The organism is Candidatus Blochmannia ocreatus (assembly GCF_023585745.1).
Taxonomy (GTDB): domain Bacteria; phylum Pseudomonadota; class Gammaproteobacteria; order Enterobacterales; family Enterobacteriaceae; genus Blochmanniella; species Blochmanniella ocreatus.
In genome coordinates, this window is record NZ_CP097762.1 from 512,623 (window position 1) to 535,905 (window position 23,283).

Below are 23,283 nucleotides of genomic sequence, written 5' to 3' on the forward strand. Positions count from 1 at the left end.
AAATTATGAATTCTTATGAAGAATTTACATCTATTGATTGGAACAAGTGTTCTTTTTCTGAAAAAAAGATGCTATTAACTCGACCAATCTGTAATAAACCAAACAACATAACGCAAAAGGTTGCCAATATACTGCATGAAGTAAATAAAAATGGAGATGATGCTCTACATAAATTTAATTTAATTTTTGACAAAATAAAATTAAAACAACTAAAAATTTCATATGAATCTATTGTAAAATCAGGTTACAATATATCCGATGAGATAAAACAAGCTATAAACACTGCAATATCCCATATCACTCTCTTTCACAAAACACAACATTATTCTGATATAAAACTGGAAATTATACCCGGCGTCAATTGCCAACAAATCACACGCCCATTAAATATTGTGGGGCTATATGTTCCGGGAGGTACCGCTCCATTAATTTCAACGGTAATGATGTTAGGAATTCCAGCAAATATTGCTCAATGCAAACGTATTATTCTATGTTCACCGCCTATAATACCTGAAGTACTTATATATACAGCAAAGCTCTGCGGAATTACAGAAATTTACCAAATTGGAGGTAGTCAAGCTATTGCAGCTATGGGTTTTGGAACCAAATCTATTCCGAAAGTCGATAAGATATTTGGTCCAGGTAACATATGGGTTACAGAAGCAAAACGACAAATTAACAGCATGCCTAACGGAGCAGAAATCGATATGTTGGCTGGACCTTCCGAAGTATTAATTATTGCAGATGATACAGCTAATCCTATTTTTATAGCAGCAGATCTTTTATCACAAGCAGAACACGGCATTGATTCACACGTAATACTTGCAACCCCTTGTATAAAAATTGCAGAACATACAAAAAAAGAATTGTATGAACAATTACAAATTTTACCCAGAAATCATATTATTAAACACTCATTAAAAAATAGCCGAATCATTATTACTAATGATTTAATGGAATGCTTTTCAATAAGTAACACATATGCTCCGGAGCATTTAATATTACAAATTCAACACGCAGAAAATTATTTACAACATATTGTTAACGCGGGATCAATATTTCTGGGTCACTGGTCACCAGAAACTGCTGGAGATTATATAAGTGGAACTAATCATGTATTGCCTACATATGGACACGCTACTACCAAATCAGGTTTAGGAGTTATAGATTTCCAAAAAAGAATCTTGGTACAACAACTTACACAAAAAGGACTCTTAAAATTATCATCAACAATTAAAATATTGACACAAATTGAACAATTACAAGCACATTTATATGCAGTAACACATCGTACCAATTACATTAAGGAAAACAATGAAGATTCAATCTCTGGCTAGACATGATATTTTATGTCTAAAACCTTATCAATCTGCCAGGAAATTAGCTCGATCATCAGCAGGACACTTATGGTTAAACGCTAATGAATTTCCTATTGCTCCTAATTATTACTCACTGAATCAAGAAAAAATCCATAGATATCCTATGTGTCAACCACAAGAAATCATTCATAAATATGCTTGTTATGCTGGAATACAATCCAAACAAATTTTAGTATCCAGAGGAGCTGATGAAAGTATTGAATTATTAATGAAAGTATTTTGTAATCCCACAAAAGATACTATTATATTTTGTCCACCAACATATGGTATGTATAAAACTACCGCTGACATTTTAGGAATTAAGTATAAAATTATACCGAAGAAAAAACACTGGCAAATTGATTTAGCACACATTAAATCACAATTAAATAATGTTAAATTAATTTATATTTGTAATCCAAATAATCCTACAGGTAATTTAATACATTTAAATAGTTTAAAAAAATTACTAAAAATTACTAAAAATAAAGCACTATTAATTATAGACGAAGCATACATTGACTTTTGTATCAACTCCAGCCTAGCAAGCTGGTTATCAGCATATTCGAATCTAGTAATTTTAAGAACACTATCTAAAGCATTTGCTTTAGCAGGATTACGATGTGGTTTTACTTTGGCCAATCCAGAAATTATTAACTTGTTAAAAAAAGTAATTGCTCCTTATCCTATATCTACTCCAGTAATTGATATAGTTACTCAAGCTTTAACTCCAGAAAGTATAAAATATACACATGAACGAATTAACACAATTAACAAAAACCGAAATATTTTAATTGCAGCATTAAAACAATGTACTTGTGTTCAAAAAGTATTTATTAGTTATGCAAATTATGTATTAGTAAAATTTAATCCAAAATATAAAGTTTTTAAAAAATTACTGAAAAAAGGAATAATATTAAGAGATCAAAGTTATCAACCAGGTCTCAATAATTGCGTCCGAATTACTGTGGGTACATATAATGAATGTCACTATCTAATTTCTATTTTAAAAAAAATTATATAACTAACTCCAAACTTATATAAATGAATAACTATCAGGAATACTCATGTGCCATAAAATTTTATTTATAGATAGAGATGGAACATTAATCCATGAACCTAAAGACAATTTTCAAATCGATTCAGTAGAAAAACTTTCATTAGAACCATATGTTATTCCAGCGCTTATAACACTACGAGATATAGGTTTTAAATTTATTATAGTAACCAATCAAAACGGATTAGGTAGTGATAAATTTCCGCAAAAAAAATTCGAAACACCACACAAATTAATGATAGATATCTTTCAATCACAGGGAATTACATTTCATCAAGTATTAATTTGCTCTCATTTTCCTGAAGAAAAATGCAATTGTCGTAAACCAAAAACTGGGCTAATAGATCATTGGCTAAACAACACACAATTAAACAAATTTAATAGTTATGTTATAGGAGATCGAGATACTGATATAATTTTAGCGAATAACATGGGAATTTCAGGAATACAATACCATAGAACTAACTTTGGATGGGAAAAAATTACAAAATACTTGCTCAAACATTATCGCTCATCCTACGTATACCGAGCTACTACAGAGACTAATATAAAAATTAAGATATGGCTCGATAAAAATGATAAGAATGATAAAAATCATATTAGCACTGGAATAAATTTTTTTAATCATATGTTACATCAAATCGCAATTCATTCAGGAATATCTATGAATATCATAGCTCAAGGCGATACCAATATAGATGATCATCATACTATAGAAGATACTGCATTAGTATTAGGAGAAGCCCTAAAAAAAGCATTAAATAAAAAACGTGGCATCAAAAGATTTGGGTTTACTTTACCTATGGATGATAGTATTGCACAATGTGTCTTAGATATATCTGGACGATCATATTTTTACTATAAAGCTCATTATAATTTTCAAAAAATAGGAGATCTCAGCACTGAAATGATAGAACATTTTTTTAGATCCTTAACAACAACAATGGGCTGTACTTTACACTTAAACGTAAGTGGAACTAATGATCACCATAAAGCAGAAAGTTTATTTAAATCTTTCGGAAAATCATTAGGCCAAGCTATTTCGATCGAACATAACAGTATCCCTAGCTCTAAAGGAGCGCTATTATGAATATAATAATTATAAATACCAAATGCGCAAATTTATTTTCTGTACATAATGTTCTGTATAAATTAGGATATAATGCAGTAATCAGTGATGAAGCCGATATCATATCTAAAGCAGATAAGTTACTTTTACCAGGAGTCGGCACAGTTACAGCAGCAATGCAACAATTAAAAAAAAAAATTTAGTAAAATTAATACAACAATCTACTCAACCAATATTAGGTATTTGTTTAGGTATGCAACTCTTGGGGATCAACAGTGAAGAAAATAATCATATTAACACTTTAAAAATTATTGATATACCTATTAAACATATAAAATCTGGTAATCTACCTCTCCCACATATGGGATGGAATACTATTTCCATACCAAAAAAAAAACATCCCCTATTTTACGATATAAATAAAAATGATTATTTTTATTTCGCACATAGCTATTATATAGATATATGTCATGTAACAATTTCTCAAACATGGTATGGTCACTACTTTAGTGCAGTGATAGAATATAAAAATTTTTTTGGCGTACAGTTTCATCCAGAAAAATCCAGTACACCCGGAGAAAAACTAATAAAAAATTTTATGGAGATGTGATCTATGATAATTCCCGCATTAGACATTATAAACGGTGAAATAGTTAGATTGTATCAAGGTACTTATAGCAAAATTACTAAGTATGGTAACCCATTATCATTCCTCAAACAATATATACAACAAGGCGCAAAAATTATACATTTAGTAGATTTAAACGGAGCTAAAGACCCAAAAACACGACAAATTTCTTTATTTACTAAATTAATACAAACAATCTCCCCTGCGCTAAAAATACAAGTTGGTGGAGGAATACGTAGCGCAAAAGATATAGAGACTCTTTTAAAATCCGGAGCAACACGCATTGTATTAGGTTCTATGTCAGTAACGCAACCTAAAATAGTAAAAAAATGGTTTGAATACTTTGATCCAAATAATTTAGTTCTAGCAATAGACATACACTGTTATTCTATAAAACATTGCAAAGTATTTATTTATGGTTGGCAAAAAGAAACAAACTTAGAATTTAACCAAATTATGGAAGAGTATTATTCTTCAGGTATAAAACACGTGTTATGCACAGATATCGCTAAAGATGGAACTTTACTGGGTAGTAACATATCATTGTATAAATCAATATGTAATTCTTGGCCAAAAATATCTTTTCAATCCTCCGGAGGAATTAATACTTTAGAAGAAATAAAAACATTACGTAATTCTGGAGTTAAACACATTATTATTGGTCGTGCATTTTTAGAAAAAAAATTTACTATTTCTGAGGCCATATCATGTTGGCAAAAAGAATAATTCCGTGTCTTGATGTAATAGATAATAAAGTAATCAAAGGTATACAATTCAAAAAACATACAATTATAGGAGATATTGTAGATTTAGCTAATCGTTACGCACAAGAAGGAGCTGATGAACTAGTATTTTATGATATAACTGCATCACCTCATAAAAAAATAGTAGATAAAAAATGGATTACTCGGGTTGCTAAAGTGATAAACATACCATTTTGTGTTGCAGGAGGTATTACGACTTTAGAACAAGCCAAACAAATTTTGGAATCTGGAGCAGATAAAATTTCAATTAATTCTCCTGCTTTAATTAATCCAGCTCTTATTAAAGAGCTATCCGAAAATTTAGGTAAACAATGCGTAGTAATTAGTATAGATATCTGGAAAAATACACAAAAAGATGATTCTTATCAAATCCAATATTATACTGGTGATAGTACTCAAACATGCACAACAACATGGGAAATATTGGATTGGATTAAAACAATCCAAGAATATGGAGCCGGAGAAATAGTATTAAATATGATGAACCAAGATGGAATGAAAATCGGATATAATTTAGAACTATTAAAATATATTAGACAATATTGTAAAGTGCCACTAATTGCTTCCGGTGGCGCTGGTACTGCTCAACATTTTTTAGAAGCTTTTCGCGATGCTAATGTAGATGGAGCGCTAGCTGCTTCAGTATTTCACAAAAAAATTATTAATATTAACAAATTAAAATATTTTTTAACACAAAAAGGTATACAAATTAGATTATGCTGATTAACACGCAACTTCATCAAAACAAAATTAATTGGACGAAAACAAATAATAATAAACTTATACCTGCAATAATACAACACGCCACATCGGGTGAAGTATTAATGCTAGGTTATATGAATGAAGCCTCAATAATACAAACAGAAAAAACAAGGAAAGTAACATTTTTTTCAAGAAGTAAAAATAGATTGTGGACTAAAGGCGAACAATCTGGAAATATATTACAATTAATTGATTGGTATTTAGATTGTGATAATGACTCATTATTAATTCTTGCATTACCACATGGTCCAACATGTCATTTCCATACTAATAGCTGTTTTCATCCTGCCATAACAACCTTTAGCTTTCTCTATCAATTAGAACACTTTCTATCCTTAAAAAAAAATATATCCCACCAATTGGGTAATACACAATCATCTTATACAGCTAAATTATACTCTCAAGGCATAAAACGTATTGCACAAAAAGTCGGAGAAGAAGGCATAGAAACTGCTTTAGCAGCAGTTACACACAATAATAATAAAACAGAAATTATCAACGAAGCAGCAGACTTAATATATCATCTATTAGTATTACTACAACATACATCATTAACATTTAGCGTTGTACTACAAGAATTACAAAAAAGACATTATAATAATCAAAAAAAATCTACAACCCATAAATCTCATGATAAATAGAAACAATAAATTACACTGATTAAATAGTTTACTTAAATAATTTAACTAACAAAATGAATTGCGGTAATAATATCACTCTAAAAATTTACTTACACATCGCCCATAATATATTTCATCCTACATATACTCAACACTTTTATATAATCACTTTATGATAATAAAATTAAAAAATTTTAATTTTATGTATGCAGTCTTATGCAATTAAAATATAAACCTAATTATATTAAAAATAATAATTTTTATATCAACTGTAATTATATTACTATTTTAACCAACACGTATGGAAAACGCCGGGTCTATCAGACCGAGCATAAGTATGTGCCCCAAAACAATCTCTTTGAGCTTGAATAAGATTTGCAGGTAACACTTTACTACGATAACTATCATAATATGATATGACCGCAGACAATGCAGGCATAGCAATACCATTTTTTATTCCAAATATTACGATTTCCCTTAACATATTTTGATAATTATTAATAATAGTTGTACAATACGGCGCTAACATCAGATTATTAATATCTGGATTCTGAGAATATATATCAATAATCCTTTGTAAAAATTTCGATCTAATAATACATCCAGCTCGAAAAATTTTAGCAATTTTTTTAAAATTTAAATTCCAATTATATTTATTAGAAGCAATAGCTAATTGATGAAAAGCTTGTGCATATAAAATAATTTTTCCTAAATATAATGCTTTCCGAGCTTTTTCAATATACAATAACCGAAGTTCGGGAGAAATTTTTTGTTTCTCAGGTCCTGACAATATATTAGATGCTGTTAATCTTTGCTCCTTTAACATAGAAACATAACGAGAAAATACTGACTCTGCAATTATATTAGATGCAACCTGTAAATTACAAGCATCTTGCACCATCCAAGATCCTGTGCCTTTACTATCTGCAATATCTAGTACATAATCTACGATATTACAATTATCCATATCTTTTTTTAAAAATATACGACTAGTTATTTCTAATAAATAACTGTTTAATTCTCCTTGATTCCAATGATGAAATATTTCTCCTAAGTTATCATAAGTTACATGAAATACATTTTTCAATAAAAAATATATTTCAGAAATTATTTGCATTTCTCCATATTCTATACCATTATGTACCATTTTTACATAATGTCCAGCACCATTCGGTCCCAAATATGTTACGCACGGTTCATTATCAATGCACGCAGCAATATTTGTTAAAACTTTCTGCACTTTCTTATACGCATGAAATTCCCCTCCAGGCATCAAAGATGGTCCATATAACGCACCACTTTCACCTCCAGAAATCCCGAGACCCATAAAATCTATTCCTTTTTTTAATAATGCAAGACTACGACGCATAGTATCTTTATAAAAAGAATTGCCTCCATCAATTAATACATCTCCTGGGCTTATATATGCAGATAATTCTTTAATAACATTATCAACATATATGCCTGAAGTAATCATTATAAATATAATACGGGGCTTAACCAAAGATAATACAAAATCTTCTATAGAATAAGATGGCAGTATATTTTTATTACAATTATTAGCAATTATTTTATCAGTTCTACTTTTCGATCGATTGTAAATAGCAACATAGTATTCTTTACTTGCAATATTTAGAGCTAAATTACTACCCATCACGCCCATTCCAATAACACCAATGTTTGGTTGTTCTGACATTTTCTCTCCTATTAAACTATATAAAATATTTTATATGTATGAAAATACATAATCTATAATATTAATTCAAAATTCGCGCCGCATTACACATTAATATATCTATGATAACAATCAGTTAAATAATATTATGTTAAAATATAAAACTTTTAATAGAAATATCACGATATACACAGCATGTGTAATACAAAATATATACTTTTTTTACAAAAAAAAAATCAAAATACAATATAATATGTATTAAAACATACTAACAATAAACTCACTCATTGTACATTTATATAATATACACATTTATTTTACTAAATCCATATAGAAAATTAAAAATATACTTTATGATATAATTTAAATATGATTAAATTAAAATTTAATAAATTCTTAAATCATTATCATGACTACTAAAAAAATATTAGTTACTTGCGCTTTACCTTATGCTAATGGTTCATTGCATATTGGACATATATTAGAGCATATTCAAGCAGATATTTGGGTTCGTTATCAGCGCATGCAAGGACATCAAGTATATTTTATTTGTGCAGACGATGCTCATGGTACAGCTATTATGTTAAAAGCCCAAAAACTTAACATAAATCCTGAAAAAATGATTACACAGATACAATTAGAACATGAAAGAGATTGTTACGCCTTTAGCATTAGCTATGATAATTATCACTCTACTCATAGTAAAGAAACACATGAATTATTAAACATGATCTATTTTCGATTAAAAAAAATGGGATTTATTAAGTGTAAATCTGTCTCTCAACTGTATGATTCCGAAAAACAAATGTTTTTGCCTGATCGTTTTGTAAAAGGAACATGCCCAAAATGTACAGCATCAAAACAATATGGAGATAACTGCGAAATATGTGGTACCATATATACTCCATTAGATTTGATACATCCAAAATCAGTGCTATCCAACACAACTCCTATAGTAAAACAATCCAAACACCTATTTTTTGATTTACCAATATTTACAAATATGTTAAAAACATGGATACATTCTAGCGCTTTACAAAAAGAAGTAATCAACAAAATTGAAGAATGGTTTAAATTAGGATTAAAACAATGGAATATTTCTAGAGATGCTCCATACTTTGGCTTTAAGATACCTAACACTACAGACAAATATTTTTATGTTTGGATGGATGCGCCTATAGGATACATGGGTACTTTTAAAAATTTATGTAATAAAAATAATAATATATCTTTTCAGGATTTTTGGCATCCAGACTCTACAACAGAACTGTATCAGTTTATTGGAAAAGATATTATTTACTTCCATTGTTTATTTTGGCCTGCAATTTTACAAGGTAGTAACTTTAGAAAACCAACAAATATCATTGTGCATGGACATGTAACTATAAACGGAGCTAAAATATCAAAATCTAAAGGAACAGTAATTCATATACAAACCTACTTGTCGCATTTACACTCAGATTATCTAAGATACTACTATGCTACAAAACTCTCATCTCGTATTAATGATATAGATTTAAATTTAACTGATTTTACTAACAAAGTAAATGCAGATATTATCAATAAAATATTAAACTTAGCTTCCAGAAACGCTAAATTTATATCTCAATATAATAATGGACAATTATCAAATAAATTAGAAAATCCAGGATTATATGAAAAATTTGCTAATTCTAGACATATGATAGAAGAATTATTTAATAAACGTGATTTTAATGCTGCAATAAAAAAAATTATGAAATTAGCAGATGAAGCTAATCAATATATTGATAAACTCGCTCCTTGGCACATTGCAAACAAAAACAATCAAAAAGATAAAATCTTATCTATTTATTCTATGGGTATTCAACTATTTCGTATTTTAATGATTTATCTGAAACCTGTATTACCCAAATTAGCTAAATATAGTGAAAATTTTCTTAATACTGATTTAACATGGGATAGCATTATGACACCTTTATTAAATCATCGTATTAACCAATTTAATACTGTCTTTTATCGAATTAACTCGAAACAAATTTCATGTATTAAAAATGAATCAAAATTAAATAATGACTAGTAATAAAAATTTACTCATTATAAATAATGTATTATATATAATAAACTTCAATTCCCGTGTTAATAACGTGACATAAACTATGTAGTAATATCATAATTATAGTTATAATGTAACAATACGCAAAATTACAACAATAATAACACTTTAAAAATCTTTTTCTAATAATCTAGAATCTGATTCTGCAAATTAATTTTTATATGTATTTAAAACAATACGATCTATAACACTATTTAATTGCTTTAATATTATAAATATTATAATACTTATTATATAAATAAACCAAAATATATATTTTATATAAAATACACCTATACTATTTCATTTACTGTGTAAAAACATACATCATACAAAACATATAACTTATATATTATATAAACATAGTAGACATATTTTATTTATATGACTAATAATAACATTAACGATAATTCTATACTTTCTATAGATCTCAATGCATAAGTTAAAGATATTGAATATAAATATTATATGTATAAACGATAATATTATATAACTTCATGATGTTTTAACACATCATGTATATTACTTATTGTAATGTACAACTAAATACAAAAATTCTTTACGAGTATTCATACTGTCTTTAAACAATCCTCCTAATTCAGTAGTAGTAACGGTGCTATTAGAATCGTGTATCCCTCTAGCTTTTACACAATAATGCATTGCATCAATAAATATTGCTATACTATCCGTATTTAACAATACCTTTAGGGCTAAAAAAATTTGTTTAGTTAATCGTTCTTGTAACTGTGGTCTTTTAGAAAAAAATTGCACTATCCTGTTAATTTTTGATAAACCAATTATGTTATTCTTAGGAATATAAGAAATAGTTATTGTTCCATCAAAAATAATAAAATGATGTTCACAAATACTAGTAAAATTAATACCCCGCACTGTGATCATATCATGAACTTTCATGACATTTTTAATAATGTTAATTTTAGGAAAATTAGAATAATTTAATCCTGAAAAAATTTCATCGACATACATTGTAGATACACGTTTTGGAGTATTTAATAAACTATCACTTTGTAAATCTAATTTCAGAAGATGTACTATTGACCTCATGTGACTCTCAATAAGATGTTTACGTACACTATAACTAATATTTAAACAAATTATCGGATTTTCTAAACCTTTTTCTAACAACGCATTACGTACTAATAATGCCTCTTGCGTCAAGATAGACATGATCTATTCCTGAAAAACTTAGTGTCTTATATAATATAATTATATTATATTGAAAAATTATAGGAAACTGAGTGTTATATTATTTTATTAATATAAATACATTAACTAATTAATAATAAATTTTACATTGCTCTATTAAATAATATAAAAAGTTCATTTACTATATACAACATAATAAATAATATTTTTTATAAAAAAACTATATTAAGCACAACTTATGCTCTATATAACAAAATTAATACAAATTTTGTATGCCTCTACATACATTAGAAACACAACAAAAGAGAAGACTCTTATTACTTGTATTTTTCGTGCCCACATGACACACCATATTTTTAATAAAAACTATTTAAATAATTGTATATTAATTATGTTAAATACAATATTTCAGTATCATTATAAATTTACAAAATATTTTAAACATTAAGCATATGTATATTAAATTTAATTTCTTTATTTAAAAATACACATAATATTATATACACAAATATACAAATTAAAACCAAGAAATATTATCAAATAATAATATTTACAAACCAAATATTTATAGATATATTATTTAATAAAATTCAATATAATGAATAACTAAAATGCGTTTAAACATCAATTATATTAATAATTAATATATCTAAATAATAGATTATTATTAATATTCAACAATTAAAATAAATAAAATCATGGTATTAAATAATGTTAACAATTAATGCAATTTCTAGAATTGATATCAAAAAAAGTGCAACCAGAAAATTACGTACACAACACAAATGTCCTGGTGTTATATACAGTAAAAAAAATAAAGAAAATTCATCATGTATTTCGCTAAATCAAAATGATTTATTACGACCAGATATTGCTAATATATTACGTAAAAATAATATCCTGCAATTATCGATTAATAATAAAGCATCTATTACAGTAAGAATTCAAGATATTCAATATCATCCTTTTAAATTAAAAATAATTCATATTGACTTTACTATAATCTAATATTATATAATTATATTTTCATACATAAATTTTAAAAACAAACTTCTATATGAATATTGTTGCTATTAACATAAATAAACATACATCTTGTATGATGATACAATTTTTATGAAAAAATAAAATTTTTCAATTCTATTAAATTAATTTAAATATTAAAATGAGCAATATTGTCTAGTTTTTTAATATTTTATTTCTTTTGAAATATAGAATATTAAAAATTTCTACTCTAAACTATAATAAATATACTACGGCATGTAGCGCAGTTTGGTAGCGCACCGTCATGGGGTGTCGGAGGTCGGAGGTTCAAATCCTCTCATGCCGAAAAATTTTTTAAAAATCTACAAAACTACACAACAGTATGCATTAAAATACATAAATAATGTTATTAATATTTATGACGCTCTAATGCTAAATCTATTAATTTTGTAATCAATTCCCGAACACTTAAACCAGTAGCTTCCCATAGTTTAGGATACATACTATTCTGAGTAAATCCAGGTACAGTATTGATCTCATTAATAAAAATCTTATTTTCAGGAGTTAAAAACATATCTACCCGAGCCATTCCAGTGCAATGGAACAACCTGACAGCACATAAAACAACTTCTGTTATAACACCTTTTATTATATTATCAACAGCAGCAGGTATTTTAATTTGAACAACATTATCTAAATACTTATGACAATAAGTATAAGTATCTCCTTCTGGTAATATAATTTCACCAAATACACTAATTTCTAAGTTATCATTACCCAATACCGCACATTCTAATTCTCTTCCATAAATCGCTTGCTCTACTAATATTTTATTACTAAAAGAAAAAGCATAAAGTACTGCTTGATGAAAACTTTTATCACTAAAAACTTTTTGCACTCCTATCGAAGAACCTTGATTCGCAGGCTTTACAAATAATGGTAAACCAAACAAATTTACAAGATCTGCAAAATTTATATCATCTTGATGATTACTATAAAACGTTCTAAACGGGGCAACTAATAAACCAGAATCACGCAATAAACATTTAGTTATATTTTTATCCATACACACAGAAGAGGCTAAAATATCAGATCCAACATAAGGTACATTCATTATACGTAATAAACCCTGTAAAGCTCCATCTTCTCCTGGGCTTCCATGTACCACAGGAAAAAAAACATCACATTCTACTGATAAATAATTAATATTATTGCAACTCAATGCCAATTTATGCAATTTTTTTTGCAAAACAATTGAAACACATGTGTCATCTTGTTGACACTCTAATAAATCCTCAAAATTTATATCTCTTAAATACCAACACCCTTTCTTGTCTATTAATAATATCACTACTTTAAATATATTAATATCAATAGATTGAGCAATATAAATTGCTGATCTTAAAGATATTTCATATTCAAAAGAAAAACCACCGCAAATAATACCAACACATAACTTCTTTTTTTTTAAAATATGCATTTTAATAACATATATTTATCTAATGTGTTATAAAATACGAATTTAATATAAAACAGGCAAAGACCAAATATCATAGTTGGTCTGTACCCGTGTTATATACAACATACACAAAATTTTTTAGTGCAATTATTATGTATTTTATATTATTCTATAATAATATAGAAGAACTAAAACACATATGCTATACCTAAAGCAATAACATTATCAGTACTAATGTTTGCTGCACGAGAAAAATCACTTCTACTTAATAAATTAAGCCTATAATCTATAGTGGTACAAACATTTTTATTAAAAACAAATCCAGTTCCAAACGTAATGCTTCTTTTTAAGAACTCACCATATCCGCTATTATCCATATCACTAGATTTAGAATGAACATAAGATATAGAAGGACGTAATCCAAAACCAAATTGGTATTGTGCTACTAACTCAACATTTTTCGCTTTATTAGCAAAACCACAAACACTGTCTGGGTTTAAAACATCAGAAAAATTGCCAAATGGAGTCATATTAAAAGTCTCACCATAAGTAGCTGCAACATACATACCCTTTCTATCATATTTGACTCCTAAATTATATGCTTCAATATTATCACTATATCTGTTGTTAGAATCTAAACTGATCTGAGACGCAAGACGTTTACTGTTATTATAAGCTACAGCTATAGACAATCCATTATCCAATGAATAAGATGCTGATACTCCATATCCCTCTCCATTAGCAGTTTTTACAGTACGACCAGTGTAATGATTAACATTATTCTTGCCTTGATACTGCAAAGCAACATCTAACCCATTAACATAACCAAAAAGATTTTTATTACGATATGTTACTACATTGGAACTACGACCAGATAAAAAATTATCTGAAATAGATATATCACCGCCAAATCCTGGCACTACATCGGTCCAAGCTCCTACATCATATAATACCCCATAATTTCTGCCGTAATCAATGCTTCCAAAATTCCCAAAATGTATTCCTGCATAACCAAGCAATATTCTATTACTATTACTCATATTAGTTCTTTCCACACCTCGCAAAGCAATTTCATGCTCCCAAACACCAAACCCAATAATGCTGTCGTTCACATATGTTTTACCAGAAAATCCATATCGTACAAATGAATTATCTCCGTCTTTCACGCAATCTTTAGAAAAATAATGCCCTCCCACAATAGTACCAAACATACTTAATGTATTTCCATCTTTTTCATAAATCTCAGCAGCTCCGGCTGTACTTGCCATAACTATAGTAGCAATCAGGCTAGTAAGACACCGTAATTTCATATTAATACCTCAATCTATATAGTAAAAATAATATTATTAAAATTTAACATTTAAATACTGAAATAAATGTAAAATCTCATTTTTATTAAAAATATACAATTCTGATACTTATCATACATAAACCATTATTAAATAATAATATATGACCTTATTACACCATTAAACTTTTAACACACTAACTATCTATATTAAATATATATATACATTAAAAATACACACATGCATATATATTAATATAATTTTTTTAAATCCCTTACCGACAATAATAAAAATCCGTTATATAAGTACTGTCTCCACCAATTTATATTGCTATATATTGTAGCATATATAATGTTTTGGATTCATAATATGAATAATGAATCTTTTTAAAATAAGATACCTATATAATATAATTACAATATAAATTGCACTCCATAATCACATTGCATAAACACATATAATATAATTTTCCACGATTAATTTATTATTAATACCTATAATATTATATATATAACCTGAAAACTATTTCAATATATGCAAGATAATATCAGTTGAATTTCTAAAAAATATCAATTTTTATAAAATTAAAAAATTATAGTTTGTATTTTCAGTATAACTGAAAACTTAATTTATACAAAACCATTTTCACTTTCTACAGACTCAACAACGCGCTGTAACCCAACTACATGTTCATTATAATCAGTGCGAATTAACATCACCCCTTGGGTATTGCGACGAATAATATTAACTTCTGACACGCGTGTACGCACTAATCTACCTAAATCAGTAATCATCACTATTTGATCTGATTGATTAACTTGCACTGCACCTATTACATTACCATTTCTTTCAGTAACCTTAATAGAAATTACACCCTGAGTAGCACGTGATTTAATTGGATATTCTGCTTGTTTAGTACGTTTTCCAAAACCATTCTGTGTTACAGTCAGAATAGAACTCTTATTTTTTGGTATAATTAAAGATACTACACGATCACCCTTCAATAAATGGATACCCCTTACTCCAATGGCTGAACGACGCATACTACGAACTTCTGTTTCTTTAAACCGCACAACTTTTCCATATGCAGTAAACAACATAACTTCATCTGAACCACTTGTAATATCTGCTCCAATTAATTCATCGCCATCATTAAGATTTAAAGCAATAATTCCAACATTCCTCGGACGACTAAAATCAACCAACGGAGTTTTCTTCACTATTCCACTACTAGTCGCCATAAATACCTGATAACCTATAGTATAATGCTGAATTGGTAATATTGCAGTAATTCTTTCATTTACATCTAAAGGTAATAAATTAATAATTGGCTTCCCTCTAGAGCCCCGACTCGCTTCAGGTAATCTATAAACTTTCATCCAATATATACGCCCATAATTAGAAAATAATAACACAGTATCATGAGTATTAGCTATTAATAAACTGGTAACAAAATCCTCTTCTTTAATACGTGTTGCTAATTTTCCCTTTCCTCCTCTTTTTTGAGCTTCATAATCTTGTAATGGTTGATATTTAACATAACCCTGATAAGATAAAGTGACCACTACATCCTTTTGATTAATTAAATTTTCTATTTCAATACTTTCAATATTATTTCTAATTTCAGTCAAACGAACACTATTATACTCTTTTTTTATAAATAATAATTCAGCTTTAATTATATCCATAAGCCGATTTGGATTCTTTAAAATGTTAAGTAAATCTTCTATCTTTTCCAGCAAATTATTATATTCTTTCAATAATTTTTCATTTTCTAGTGTAGTCAATTTTTGTAATTTTAAATCTAAAATAGCTTGAATTTGATTTTGAGTAAAATAATATTGATTATTATGAATAGTATTACTAAATTCTATCCATTCAGAACAAATAACATTAAAAGAAGTGGATCTCCTCATATTTAAGACATCACCCAATCTCCAAGATTCAGATTTCAAAATAGAACTTGCTGCCATAAAATTATCAGATTTACGAACTAATTCAATAACAGAATCAATATTAAATAAAGCAACCGTTAACCCTTCCAAAATATGAACACGAGCACGAGCCTTTTTTAATTCAAACATAACGCGTCGTGTTATTACAGAGCGACGATGAGATACAAAAGCAGATAAAACATCTTTTAAAGACATTACTTTTGGTTGACCTTGATATAAAGCTACCATATTAATACCAAAAGAAATTTGTAATGACGTTAAAGAATATAAATTATTTAATACTACTTCACTAATAGCATCACGTTTAATTTCAATAACTATACGCATGCCATCTTTATCAGATTCATCACGTAAATTGTGTATACCGTCAAGACGTTTTGCCTTTATTAATTCAACAATCTTCTCTAATAAACGAGACTTATTTACTTGATAAGGGATCTCATATATCACAATAGATTCTCGGCTGCTTTTTACATCAGTCTCAATTTCTGCACGCGCGCGAATATAAATTTTACCACGACCAATACTATATGCATCTTTCAGTCCGCTACTATCATTGATAATAGCAGCAGTAGGAAAATCTGGACCAGGAATATATTTCATTAACTCTTCAATTGAAATGTCTTGATTATCTATAAAAGCCAAACATCCATTAATTACTTCAGATAAATTATGAGGAGGAATATTAGTGGCCATACCTACAGCAATTCCAGACGCACCATTAATCAGAAGATTCGGAATTCTAGCTGGCAATACTACTGGAACCTGTTCAGTTCCGTCGTAATTTAACTCGTAATCAACAGTATTTTGATCTAAATCTAATAACAATTCATTTGCTATTTTCGACATACGTATTTCAGTATAACGCATAGCAGCTGCTGGATCTCCATCCACTGACCCAAAGTTTCCTTGACCATCTATTAATACATAACGCATTAAAAATGGCTGAGCCATACGTACAATAGTTTCGTATACAGCCGCATCTCCATGCGGATGATATTTACCAATAACATCACCTACAACCCTAGCAGATTTTTTGTAATTTTTATTCCAATAATTATTCAAAATCTTCATAGCAAATAAAACACGACGATGCACAGGTTTTAATCCATCTCGTACATCTGGTAATGCACGCCCAATAATAACCGACATAGCATAATCTAAATAAGAGCGTTTTAGTTCTTCCTCTACATCAATTGATATGATTTCTTTAGCAAAATCACTCATATACTTATATCCTCTAGTTCTATTATATTTCAAATATATGTCATATATTTGAAACTATTTATTTAGTCATAATTCAATCAGATGAACAATTCGATCTTATCTAATTCTATGGATATCTATATAAAGAATATATAAAATATTTTATATCATATTTATATATTCAATAATTATCAATAGTTTATATACCTTGATAAATATCAAAACAATTGATTTTTTTAAATTTAAAGTATACTTATATGAAAATACGATATTTACGAAATTTACAAAAATGCAAAAAAATATAAATTATAAAGAAATTAAAAAATTTGACAAAACTGCATCTCAATGGTGGAATATCTCTGGTCCGTTTAAAACATTACATCAAATAAATTCAACACGATTCCATTATATTGCTAAATGCAGTAATGGATTATTTGGTAAAAAAATATTAGATGTAGGATGCGGAGGGGGAATTTTAACAGAAAAACTCGCAAAATCAGGCGCAAAGGTTACTGGATTAGATATAAGCGCTACCACCTTAGAAATAGCAAAAACGCATGCTTTACATCAAGAATTAAATATCTTGTACTTACAAGAAACAATAGAAGATCATTCATCACACAATGTCAATACTTATGATGTAGTAACATGCATGGAAGTATTAGAACATGTACCAAACCCTCAATCAATTATCAATGCTTGTGCTAAAATCATTAAAAAAGGTGGTTCTGTATTTTTCTCTACACTAAATCGCACTATTAAATCATGGTTGCTAGTTATAATAATCTCTGAGTATTTATTAAACTTACTACCAAAGGGCACTCATAATTTCAATAAATTCATTACTCCCGCTGAATTACTAACATGGATAGATGCAACAACATTAGAAGAACAAAACATCATAGGTTTATACTATAACCCTTTAACTAAAAAATGTATACTAACGAGAAACATTAATACAAATTATATACTACACACTCAACGTAAAAAATAAATACCTTTATACAAAACAAAAACGTTTCATAAAAATCTATTTATTACAATAATGAATAAATTATATTATAATTATCTTTAAATAAATTTAAACATCTGTTGTTGTTATTACACTAATTATAGATATTGTTTATTGACTATAATGATATATAAACTGTACTATGCTCGGTTATATTCAACAACATAAATAAAATACATCAAATTATGTTATGTAATTACAACTTTCAAAATAAATCAAATGTGATTTTGTTACAAAAACATATATTTTGCGTTTAAACATATATAAAACAATATCTTATAAAAGATAAGATAATTCTGTTTATTAAATTAAAAATAAAGAAAATGTCATGATCATTTTATTTATAAATTAAATATTTTATGCGATAACTTATTCATTATAAAATTATAATAACTAATATTATTATTACATTATAAACAGGTATAAAACCATATGCACCAAACTTTACTAGTTACTAAACGTAATGGACAACAAGAACCTATTAATCTTGAAAAGATTCATAAAGTTATAAACTGGGCTGCACAAGGCCTCGAAAAAATTTCTGTTTCACAAGTAGAATTACGTTCTCATATACAATTTTATAATGGAATAAAAACTGCTGATATTCAAGAAACTATTATAAAAGCAGCAGCAGATTTAATTTCTGAGGAAGAACCAGATTATCAATACTTAGCAGCACGGTTAGCAGTATTTCATTTACGTAAAAAAGCTTACGGTGAATTTGAACCTCCAAAACTTTATGATCATGTGTTACGATTAGTGAAAATTGGTAAATATGACAAAAAACTACTAGATGATTATAATGAAAAGGAATTTATACAAATGAACACATTTATCGATCATTGGAGAGACATGAATTTTTCTTACGCCGCTATAAAACAATTAGAAGGAAAATATTTAGTACAAAATAGAATAACTGGAGAAATTTACGAAAGTGCTCAATTCCTATATATTCTAACCGCAGCATGTCTATTCTCTAAATACCCAAAAAAAACTAGAATGAATTATGTTAAACAATTTTATGACGCAATTTCAACTTTTAAGATATCTTTAGCAACACCTATCATGTCGGGAGTACGTACACCAACAAGACAATTCAGTTCCTGTGTTCTAATAGAGTGCGATGATAATCTTGATTCTATCAATGCAACATCTAGTGCCATTGTCAAATACGTTGCGCAACGCGCTGGAATTGGTATTAATGCCGGAAGAATAAGAGCTTTAGGAAGTCCCATACGTAATGGAGAAGCATTTCATACTGGCTGTATTCCATTTTATAAACATTTTCAAACGGCGGTAAAATCATGCTCTCAAGGGGGAGTACGCGGCGGAGCTGCTACACTATTTTACCCAATTTGGCATTTAGAAATAGAAAATTTACTCGTATTAAAAAATAACCGAGGCATTGAATCTAACAGAATACGCCATTTAGATTATGGCGTACAAATTAATAAATTAATGTACCAACGCCTTATTACAGGAAAATACATTACATTATTTAGTCCATCTGATGTACCTGGGTTATATGAATCTTTTTTTTCTAACCAAATTGAATTTGAACGATTATATAATATTTATGAAAAAAACCATGAAATTAGACATAAAAAAATTAAAGCAATAGACCTGTTTTCTTTAATGATGCAAGAACGTGCTTCTACCGGCAGAATTTATATTCAACATACCGACCACTGTAATACACACAGTCCATTTAATAGTATCACTACTCCAATTAAACAATCTAATTTGTGTTTAGAAATCACCTTACCTACTAAACCTTTAAATAACATTAACGATCAAAATGGTGAAATCGCTTTATGTACATTGTCTGCTTTTAATCTAGGAAATATTGAAAATCTCAATGATTTATCTGAATTATCCAACTTATTAGTACGCGCTCTTGATGCGCTATTAGATTACCAAGATTATCCTGTACCAGCGGCACAACGCAGCGCAATACAAAGACGCTCTCTAGGCATTGGAGTAATAAATTATGCATATTATCTGGCTAAAAATGGAGTACGTTACTCAGACGGTAGCGCTAATATATTAACACATCGTACTTTTGAAGCTATACAATACTATTTACTAACAGCATCTAATAATTTAGCTAAAGAAAAAGGCCCATGCGCATGGTTTCATGATACTTTATATGCAAAAGGTATATTACCTATTGATACATATAAAAAAGATCTTAATGATTTTATTAACGAACCACTACGCTACAATTGGGAAGATTTACGCGCTAACATTAAACAGTATGGCCTAAGAAATTCTACATTATCTGCATTGATGCCATCAGAAACTTCATCGCAAATCTCTAATGCCACAAATGGAATAGAGCCTCCAAGAGGATTCATCAGCATAAAAGCATCAAAAGATGGCATTTTAAAACAAGTAGTTCCAGACTTTGGTAAACTAAAGTCTGCTTATGAACTACTGTGGCAAATACCAAACAATCGTGGTTATCTGCAATTAGTAGGAATCATGCAAAAATTTATTGATCAATCTATTTCAACTAACATTAATTATGACCCATCTCGTTTTTTTAAATCACAAGTTCCTATGAGACAATTGCTTGCAGACTTACTATACGCTTATAAAATTGGTATAAAAACTTTATATTATCATAATACTCGTGATGGAACTCAAGAACAACAACAAAAAATATTGCCACAACAACAATTCTCCAATCAATCGAACATTTGTGCCAGCGATGCTTGTATAATATGAAACTATATGATGATATATTACTTAAAATAAGTACTTGCGCGCAATGTATTTAATTTATAAAAAGGAATACATATGATTTATACTACTTTTTCTCAAAACAAAAACAATCAGCTTCTTGAACCAATGTTTTTAGGCCAATCAGTAAATATTGCGCGGTTTGATCAACAAAAATATATTATTTTTGAAAAATTAATAGAAAAACAACTCTCTTTCTTTTGGAGACCAGAAGAAATAGATATTTCTAAAGATCGAATAGACTATCAATCACTACCAGAACATGAAAAACATATATTCATCAGTAATTTAAAATATCAAACATTATTAGATTCAATACAAGGACGTAGCCCTAATATAGCCTTACTCCCATTAATTTCTATACCAGAACTAGAAACTTGGGTAGAAACATGGTCATTTTTCGAAACTATTCATTCTCGTTCTTATACACATATAATTCGTAATATTGTTGCTAACCCCTCTTTAATATTTGATGATATCATCACAAATAAAGAAATTTTAAAAAGAGCGCAAGATATATCTGCGTACTATGATAATTTAATTGAATACACTAACTACTATCACACAGTAGGATCTGGTACACATAAAATTAATAACAAATTCATTAAAATCAATTTATCTGATCTTAAAAAGAAATTATATTTATGTTTAATTAGTGTAAACGTTTTAGAAGCAATTCGTTTTTACGTAAGCTTTGCCTGTTCTTTTGCATTTGCCGAACGTGAATTAATGGAAGGAAATGCTAAAATCATACGACTTATAGCACGTGATGAATATTTACATTTGACTGCTACCCAACATATGCTTAATTTAATACATGCAGGAAAAGACGATCCAGAAATGACTGAAATTAGCAAAACATGCAAAGAAGAAAGCTATAAGATATTTTTGATGGCTGCAGAACAAGAAAAAGATTGGGCGAAATACTTATTTAAAAATGGTTCTATGATCGGTTTAAACAGAGAAATATTGTGCCAATATATCGAATATATCACTAATATGCGTATGCAAGCGATTGGTTTAAATATGCCTTTTAACACTAGATCTAATGTTATTCCTTGGATTAATTCTTGGCTATCCTCAGATAACGTACAAGTAGCTCCCCAAGAAGTAGAATCAAGTTCCTATTTAGTTGGACAAATTGATACTAAAATGAACGATAATGAATTTGACAATTTTCAATTGTAAAATAATATTTTCTGATAAACAGCGCTCTTTAAACATAAAATTTACACATAATAGTCCACATTATTCTACTTTATTAGAAGCATTAGAATGGAATAACATACCAACAAACTATCAATGTAAATCAGGTTACTGCGGAGTTTGTCGTATTTTCCTAATACACGGACAAATAAAATATAAACAAGAACCTTTAGGTTATATTAGCCCTAAAGAAATTCTAAGTTGCTGTTGTATACCTGTAAATAACCTAATTATAAAATTAAAAGCATAAAAT

17 protein-coding genes, 1 tRNA gene and 1 pseudogene are annotated in these 23,283 nt (G+C 28.2%); 14 read left to right on the plus strand and 5 right to left on the minus strand.

Features of this window, described 5'->3' with window-relative positions:
* The first annotated feature begins 5 nt into the window (after positions 1-5).
* The 7 genes and pseudogenes from hisD (at position 6) to hisIE (ending at position 6,279) form a co-directional block, all read left to right on the plus strand.
* A complete protein-coding gene (gene hisD, locus M9405_RS02240; RefSeq protein ID WP_250223088.1) occupies positions 6-1,337 on the plus strand; it encodes a histidinol dehydrogenase in 1,332 nt (443 codons plus the stop codon).
* Positions 1,315-2,382, plus strand: coding sequence for a histidinol-phosphate transaminase (gene hisC / locus M9405_RS02245; protein WP_250223089.1), 1,068 nt, complete (start codon positions 1,315-1,317; stop codon positions 2,380-2,382). Before hisD ends, hisC begins: the two co-directional genes overlap by 23 nt.
* Before the next feature lie 43 nt (positions 2,383-2,425).
* A complete protein-coding gene (hisB, locus tag M9405_RS02250; protein ID WP_250223090.1) occupies positions 2,426-3,505 on the plus strand; it encodes a bifunctional histidinol-phosphatase/imidazoleglycerol-phosphate dehydratase HisB in 1,080 nt (359 codons plus the stop codon).
* Positions 3,502-4,094, plus strand: a pseudogene (gene hisH / locus M9405_RS02255) (imidazole glycerol phosphate synthase subunit HisH). Before hisB ends, hisH begins: the two are co-directional and overlap by 4 nt.
* 3 nt (positions 4,095-4,097) lie before the next feature.
* On the plus strand, positions 4,098-4,838 hold the full coding sequence (gene hisA, locus M9405_RS02260) for a 1-(5-phosphoribosyl)-5-[(5-phosphoribosylamino)methylideneamino]imidazole-4-carboxamide isomerase (RefSeq protein ID WP_250223091.1): 741 nt from the start codon (positions 4,098-4,100) through the stop codon (positions 4,836-4,838).
* Complete coding sequence (hisF, locus tag M9405_RS02265) at positions 4,820-5,599, plus strand: imidazole glycerol phosphate synthase subunit HisF (RefSeq protein ID WP_250223092.1); 780 nt, start codon at positions 4,820-4,822, stop codon at positions 5,597-5,599. Before hisA ends, hisF begins: the two co-directional genes overlap by 19 nt.
* The gene (gene hisIE / locus M9405_RS02270; RefSeq protein WP_250223093.1) at positions 5,593-6,279 is read left to right on the plus strand and encodes a bifunctional phosphoribosyl-AMP cyclohydrolase/phosphoribosyl-ATP diphosphatase HisIE; all 687 of its coding nucleotides are present in this window, start codon (positions 5,593-5,595) and stop codon (positions 6,277-6,279) included. Before hisF ends, hisIE begins: the two co-directional genes overlap by 7 nt.
* 262 nt (positions 6,280-6,541) lie before the next feature.
* Here the strand turns inward: hisIE and gndA are convergent, their stop codons facing one another.
* Positions 6,542-7,954, minus strand: a complete 1,413-nt coding sequence (gndA, locus tag M9405_RS02275; RefSeq protein ID WP_250223094.1) for an NADP-dependent phosphogluconate dehydrogenase — start codon at positions 7,952-7,954, stop codon at positions 6,542-6,544.
* 382 nt (positions 7,955-8,336) lie between these two features.
* On the opposite strand from gndA, the gene metG reads away from it, so the two are divergent.
* Positions 8,337-9,992 carry a methionine--tRNA ligase gene (gene metG / locus M9405_RS02280; RefSeq protein WP_423775051.1) on the plus strand — a complete coding sequence of 552 codons (1,656 nt, stop codon included), beginning with the start codon at positions 8,337-8,339 and terminating at the stop codon, positions 9,990-9,992.
* Positions 9,993-10,529: 537 nt separating this feature from the next.
* Here metG and folE read toward each other — a convergent pair.
* Entirely contained in the window at positions 10,530-11,195 is a 666-nt protein-coding gene (gene folE, locus M9405_RS02285) for a GTP cyclohydrolase I FolE (RefSeq protein ID WP_250223095.1), read from the minus strand.
* Between the two features lie 690 nt (positions 11,196-11,885).
* Here folE and rplY point away from each other — a divergent pair.
* Positions 11,886-12,182: a 50S ribosomal protein L25 gene (gene rplY / locus M9405_RS02290; protein WP_250223096.1), complete on the plus strand. Its 297-nt coding sequence runs from the start codon at positions 11,886-11,888 to the stop codon at positions 12,180-12,182.
* Positions 12,183-12,430: 248 nt separating this feature from the next.
* Positions 12,431-12,504 (plus strand) — tRNA-Pro (locus tag M9405_RS02295).
* Positions 12,505-12,567: 63 nt separating this feature from the next.
* Here the strand turns inward: M9405_RS02295 and M9405_RS02300 are convergent.
* The 3 genes from M9405_RS02300 to gyrA all read right to left on the minus strand — a co-directional run bounded on the left by M9405_RS02300 (position 12,568) and on the right by gyrA (position 18,088).
* Positions 12,568-13,638, minus strand: coding sequence for a D-alanine--D-alanine ligase family protein (locus M9405_RS02300; protein WP_250223097.1), 1,071 nt, complete (start codon positions 13,636-13,638; stop codon positions 12,568-12,570).
* 167 nt (positions 13,639-13,805) lie between these two features.
* Entirely contained in the window at positions 13,806-14,927 is a 1,122-nt protein-coding gene (locus M9405_RS02305; protein WP_250223098.1) for a porin, read from the minus strand.
* A 608-nt stretch (positions 14,928-15,535) separates the two neighbouring features.
* Positions 15,536-18,088, minus strand: coding sequence for a DNA gyrase subunit A (gene gyrA / locus M9405_RS02310; RefSeq protein WP_250223099.1), 2,553 nt, complete (start codon positions 18,086-18,088; stop codon positions 15,536-15,538).
* Positions 18,089-18,356: 268 nt separating this feature from the next.
* Between gyrA and ubiG the strand changes: the two genes are divergently transcribed.
* The 4 genes from ubiG (at position 18,357) to yfaE (ending at position 23,280) form a co-directional block, all read left to right on the plus strand.
* Positions 18,357-19,061 carry a bifunctional 2-polyprenyl-6-hydroxyphenol methylase/3-demethylubiquinol 3-O-methyltransferase UbiG gene (ubiG, locus tag M9405_RS02315; protein ID WP_250223100.1) on the plus strand — a complete coding sequence of 235 codons (705 nt, stop codon included), beginning with the start codon at positions 18,357-18,359 and terminating at the stop codon, positions 19,059-19,061.
* 450 nt (positions 19,062-19,511) lie between these two features.
* Positions 19,512-21,809, plus strand: a complete 2,298-nt coding sequence (nrdA, locus tag M9405_RS02320) for a class 1a ribonucleoside-diphosphate reductase subunit alpha (protein WP_250223101.1) — start codon at positions 19,512-19,514, stop codon at positions 21,807-21,809.
* Positions 21,810-21,881: 72 nt separating this feature from the next.
* Positions 21,882-23,012 carry a class Ia ribonucleoside-diphosphate reductase subunit beta gene (gene nrdB / locus M9405_RS02325; RefSeq protein ID WP_250223102.1) on the plus strand — a complete coding sequence of 377 codons (1,131 nt, stop codon included), beginning with the start codon at positions 21,882-21,884 and terminating at the stop codon, positions 23,010-23,012.
* Positions 22,987-23,280 carry a class I ribonucleotide reductase maintenance protein YfaE gene (gene yfaE, locus M9405_RS02330; protein ID WP_250223103.1) on the plus strand — a complete coding sequence of 98 codons (294 nt, stop codon included), beginning with the start codon at positions 22,987-22,989 and terminating at the stop codon, positions 23,278-23,280. The genes nrdB and yfaE overlap by 26 nt, the downstream gene beginning before the upstream one ends.
* Positions 23,281-23,283 lie beyond the last annotated feature (3 nt).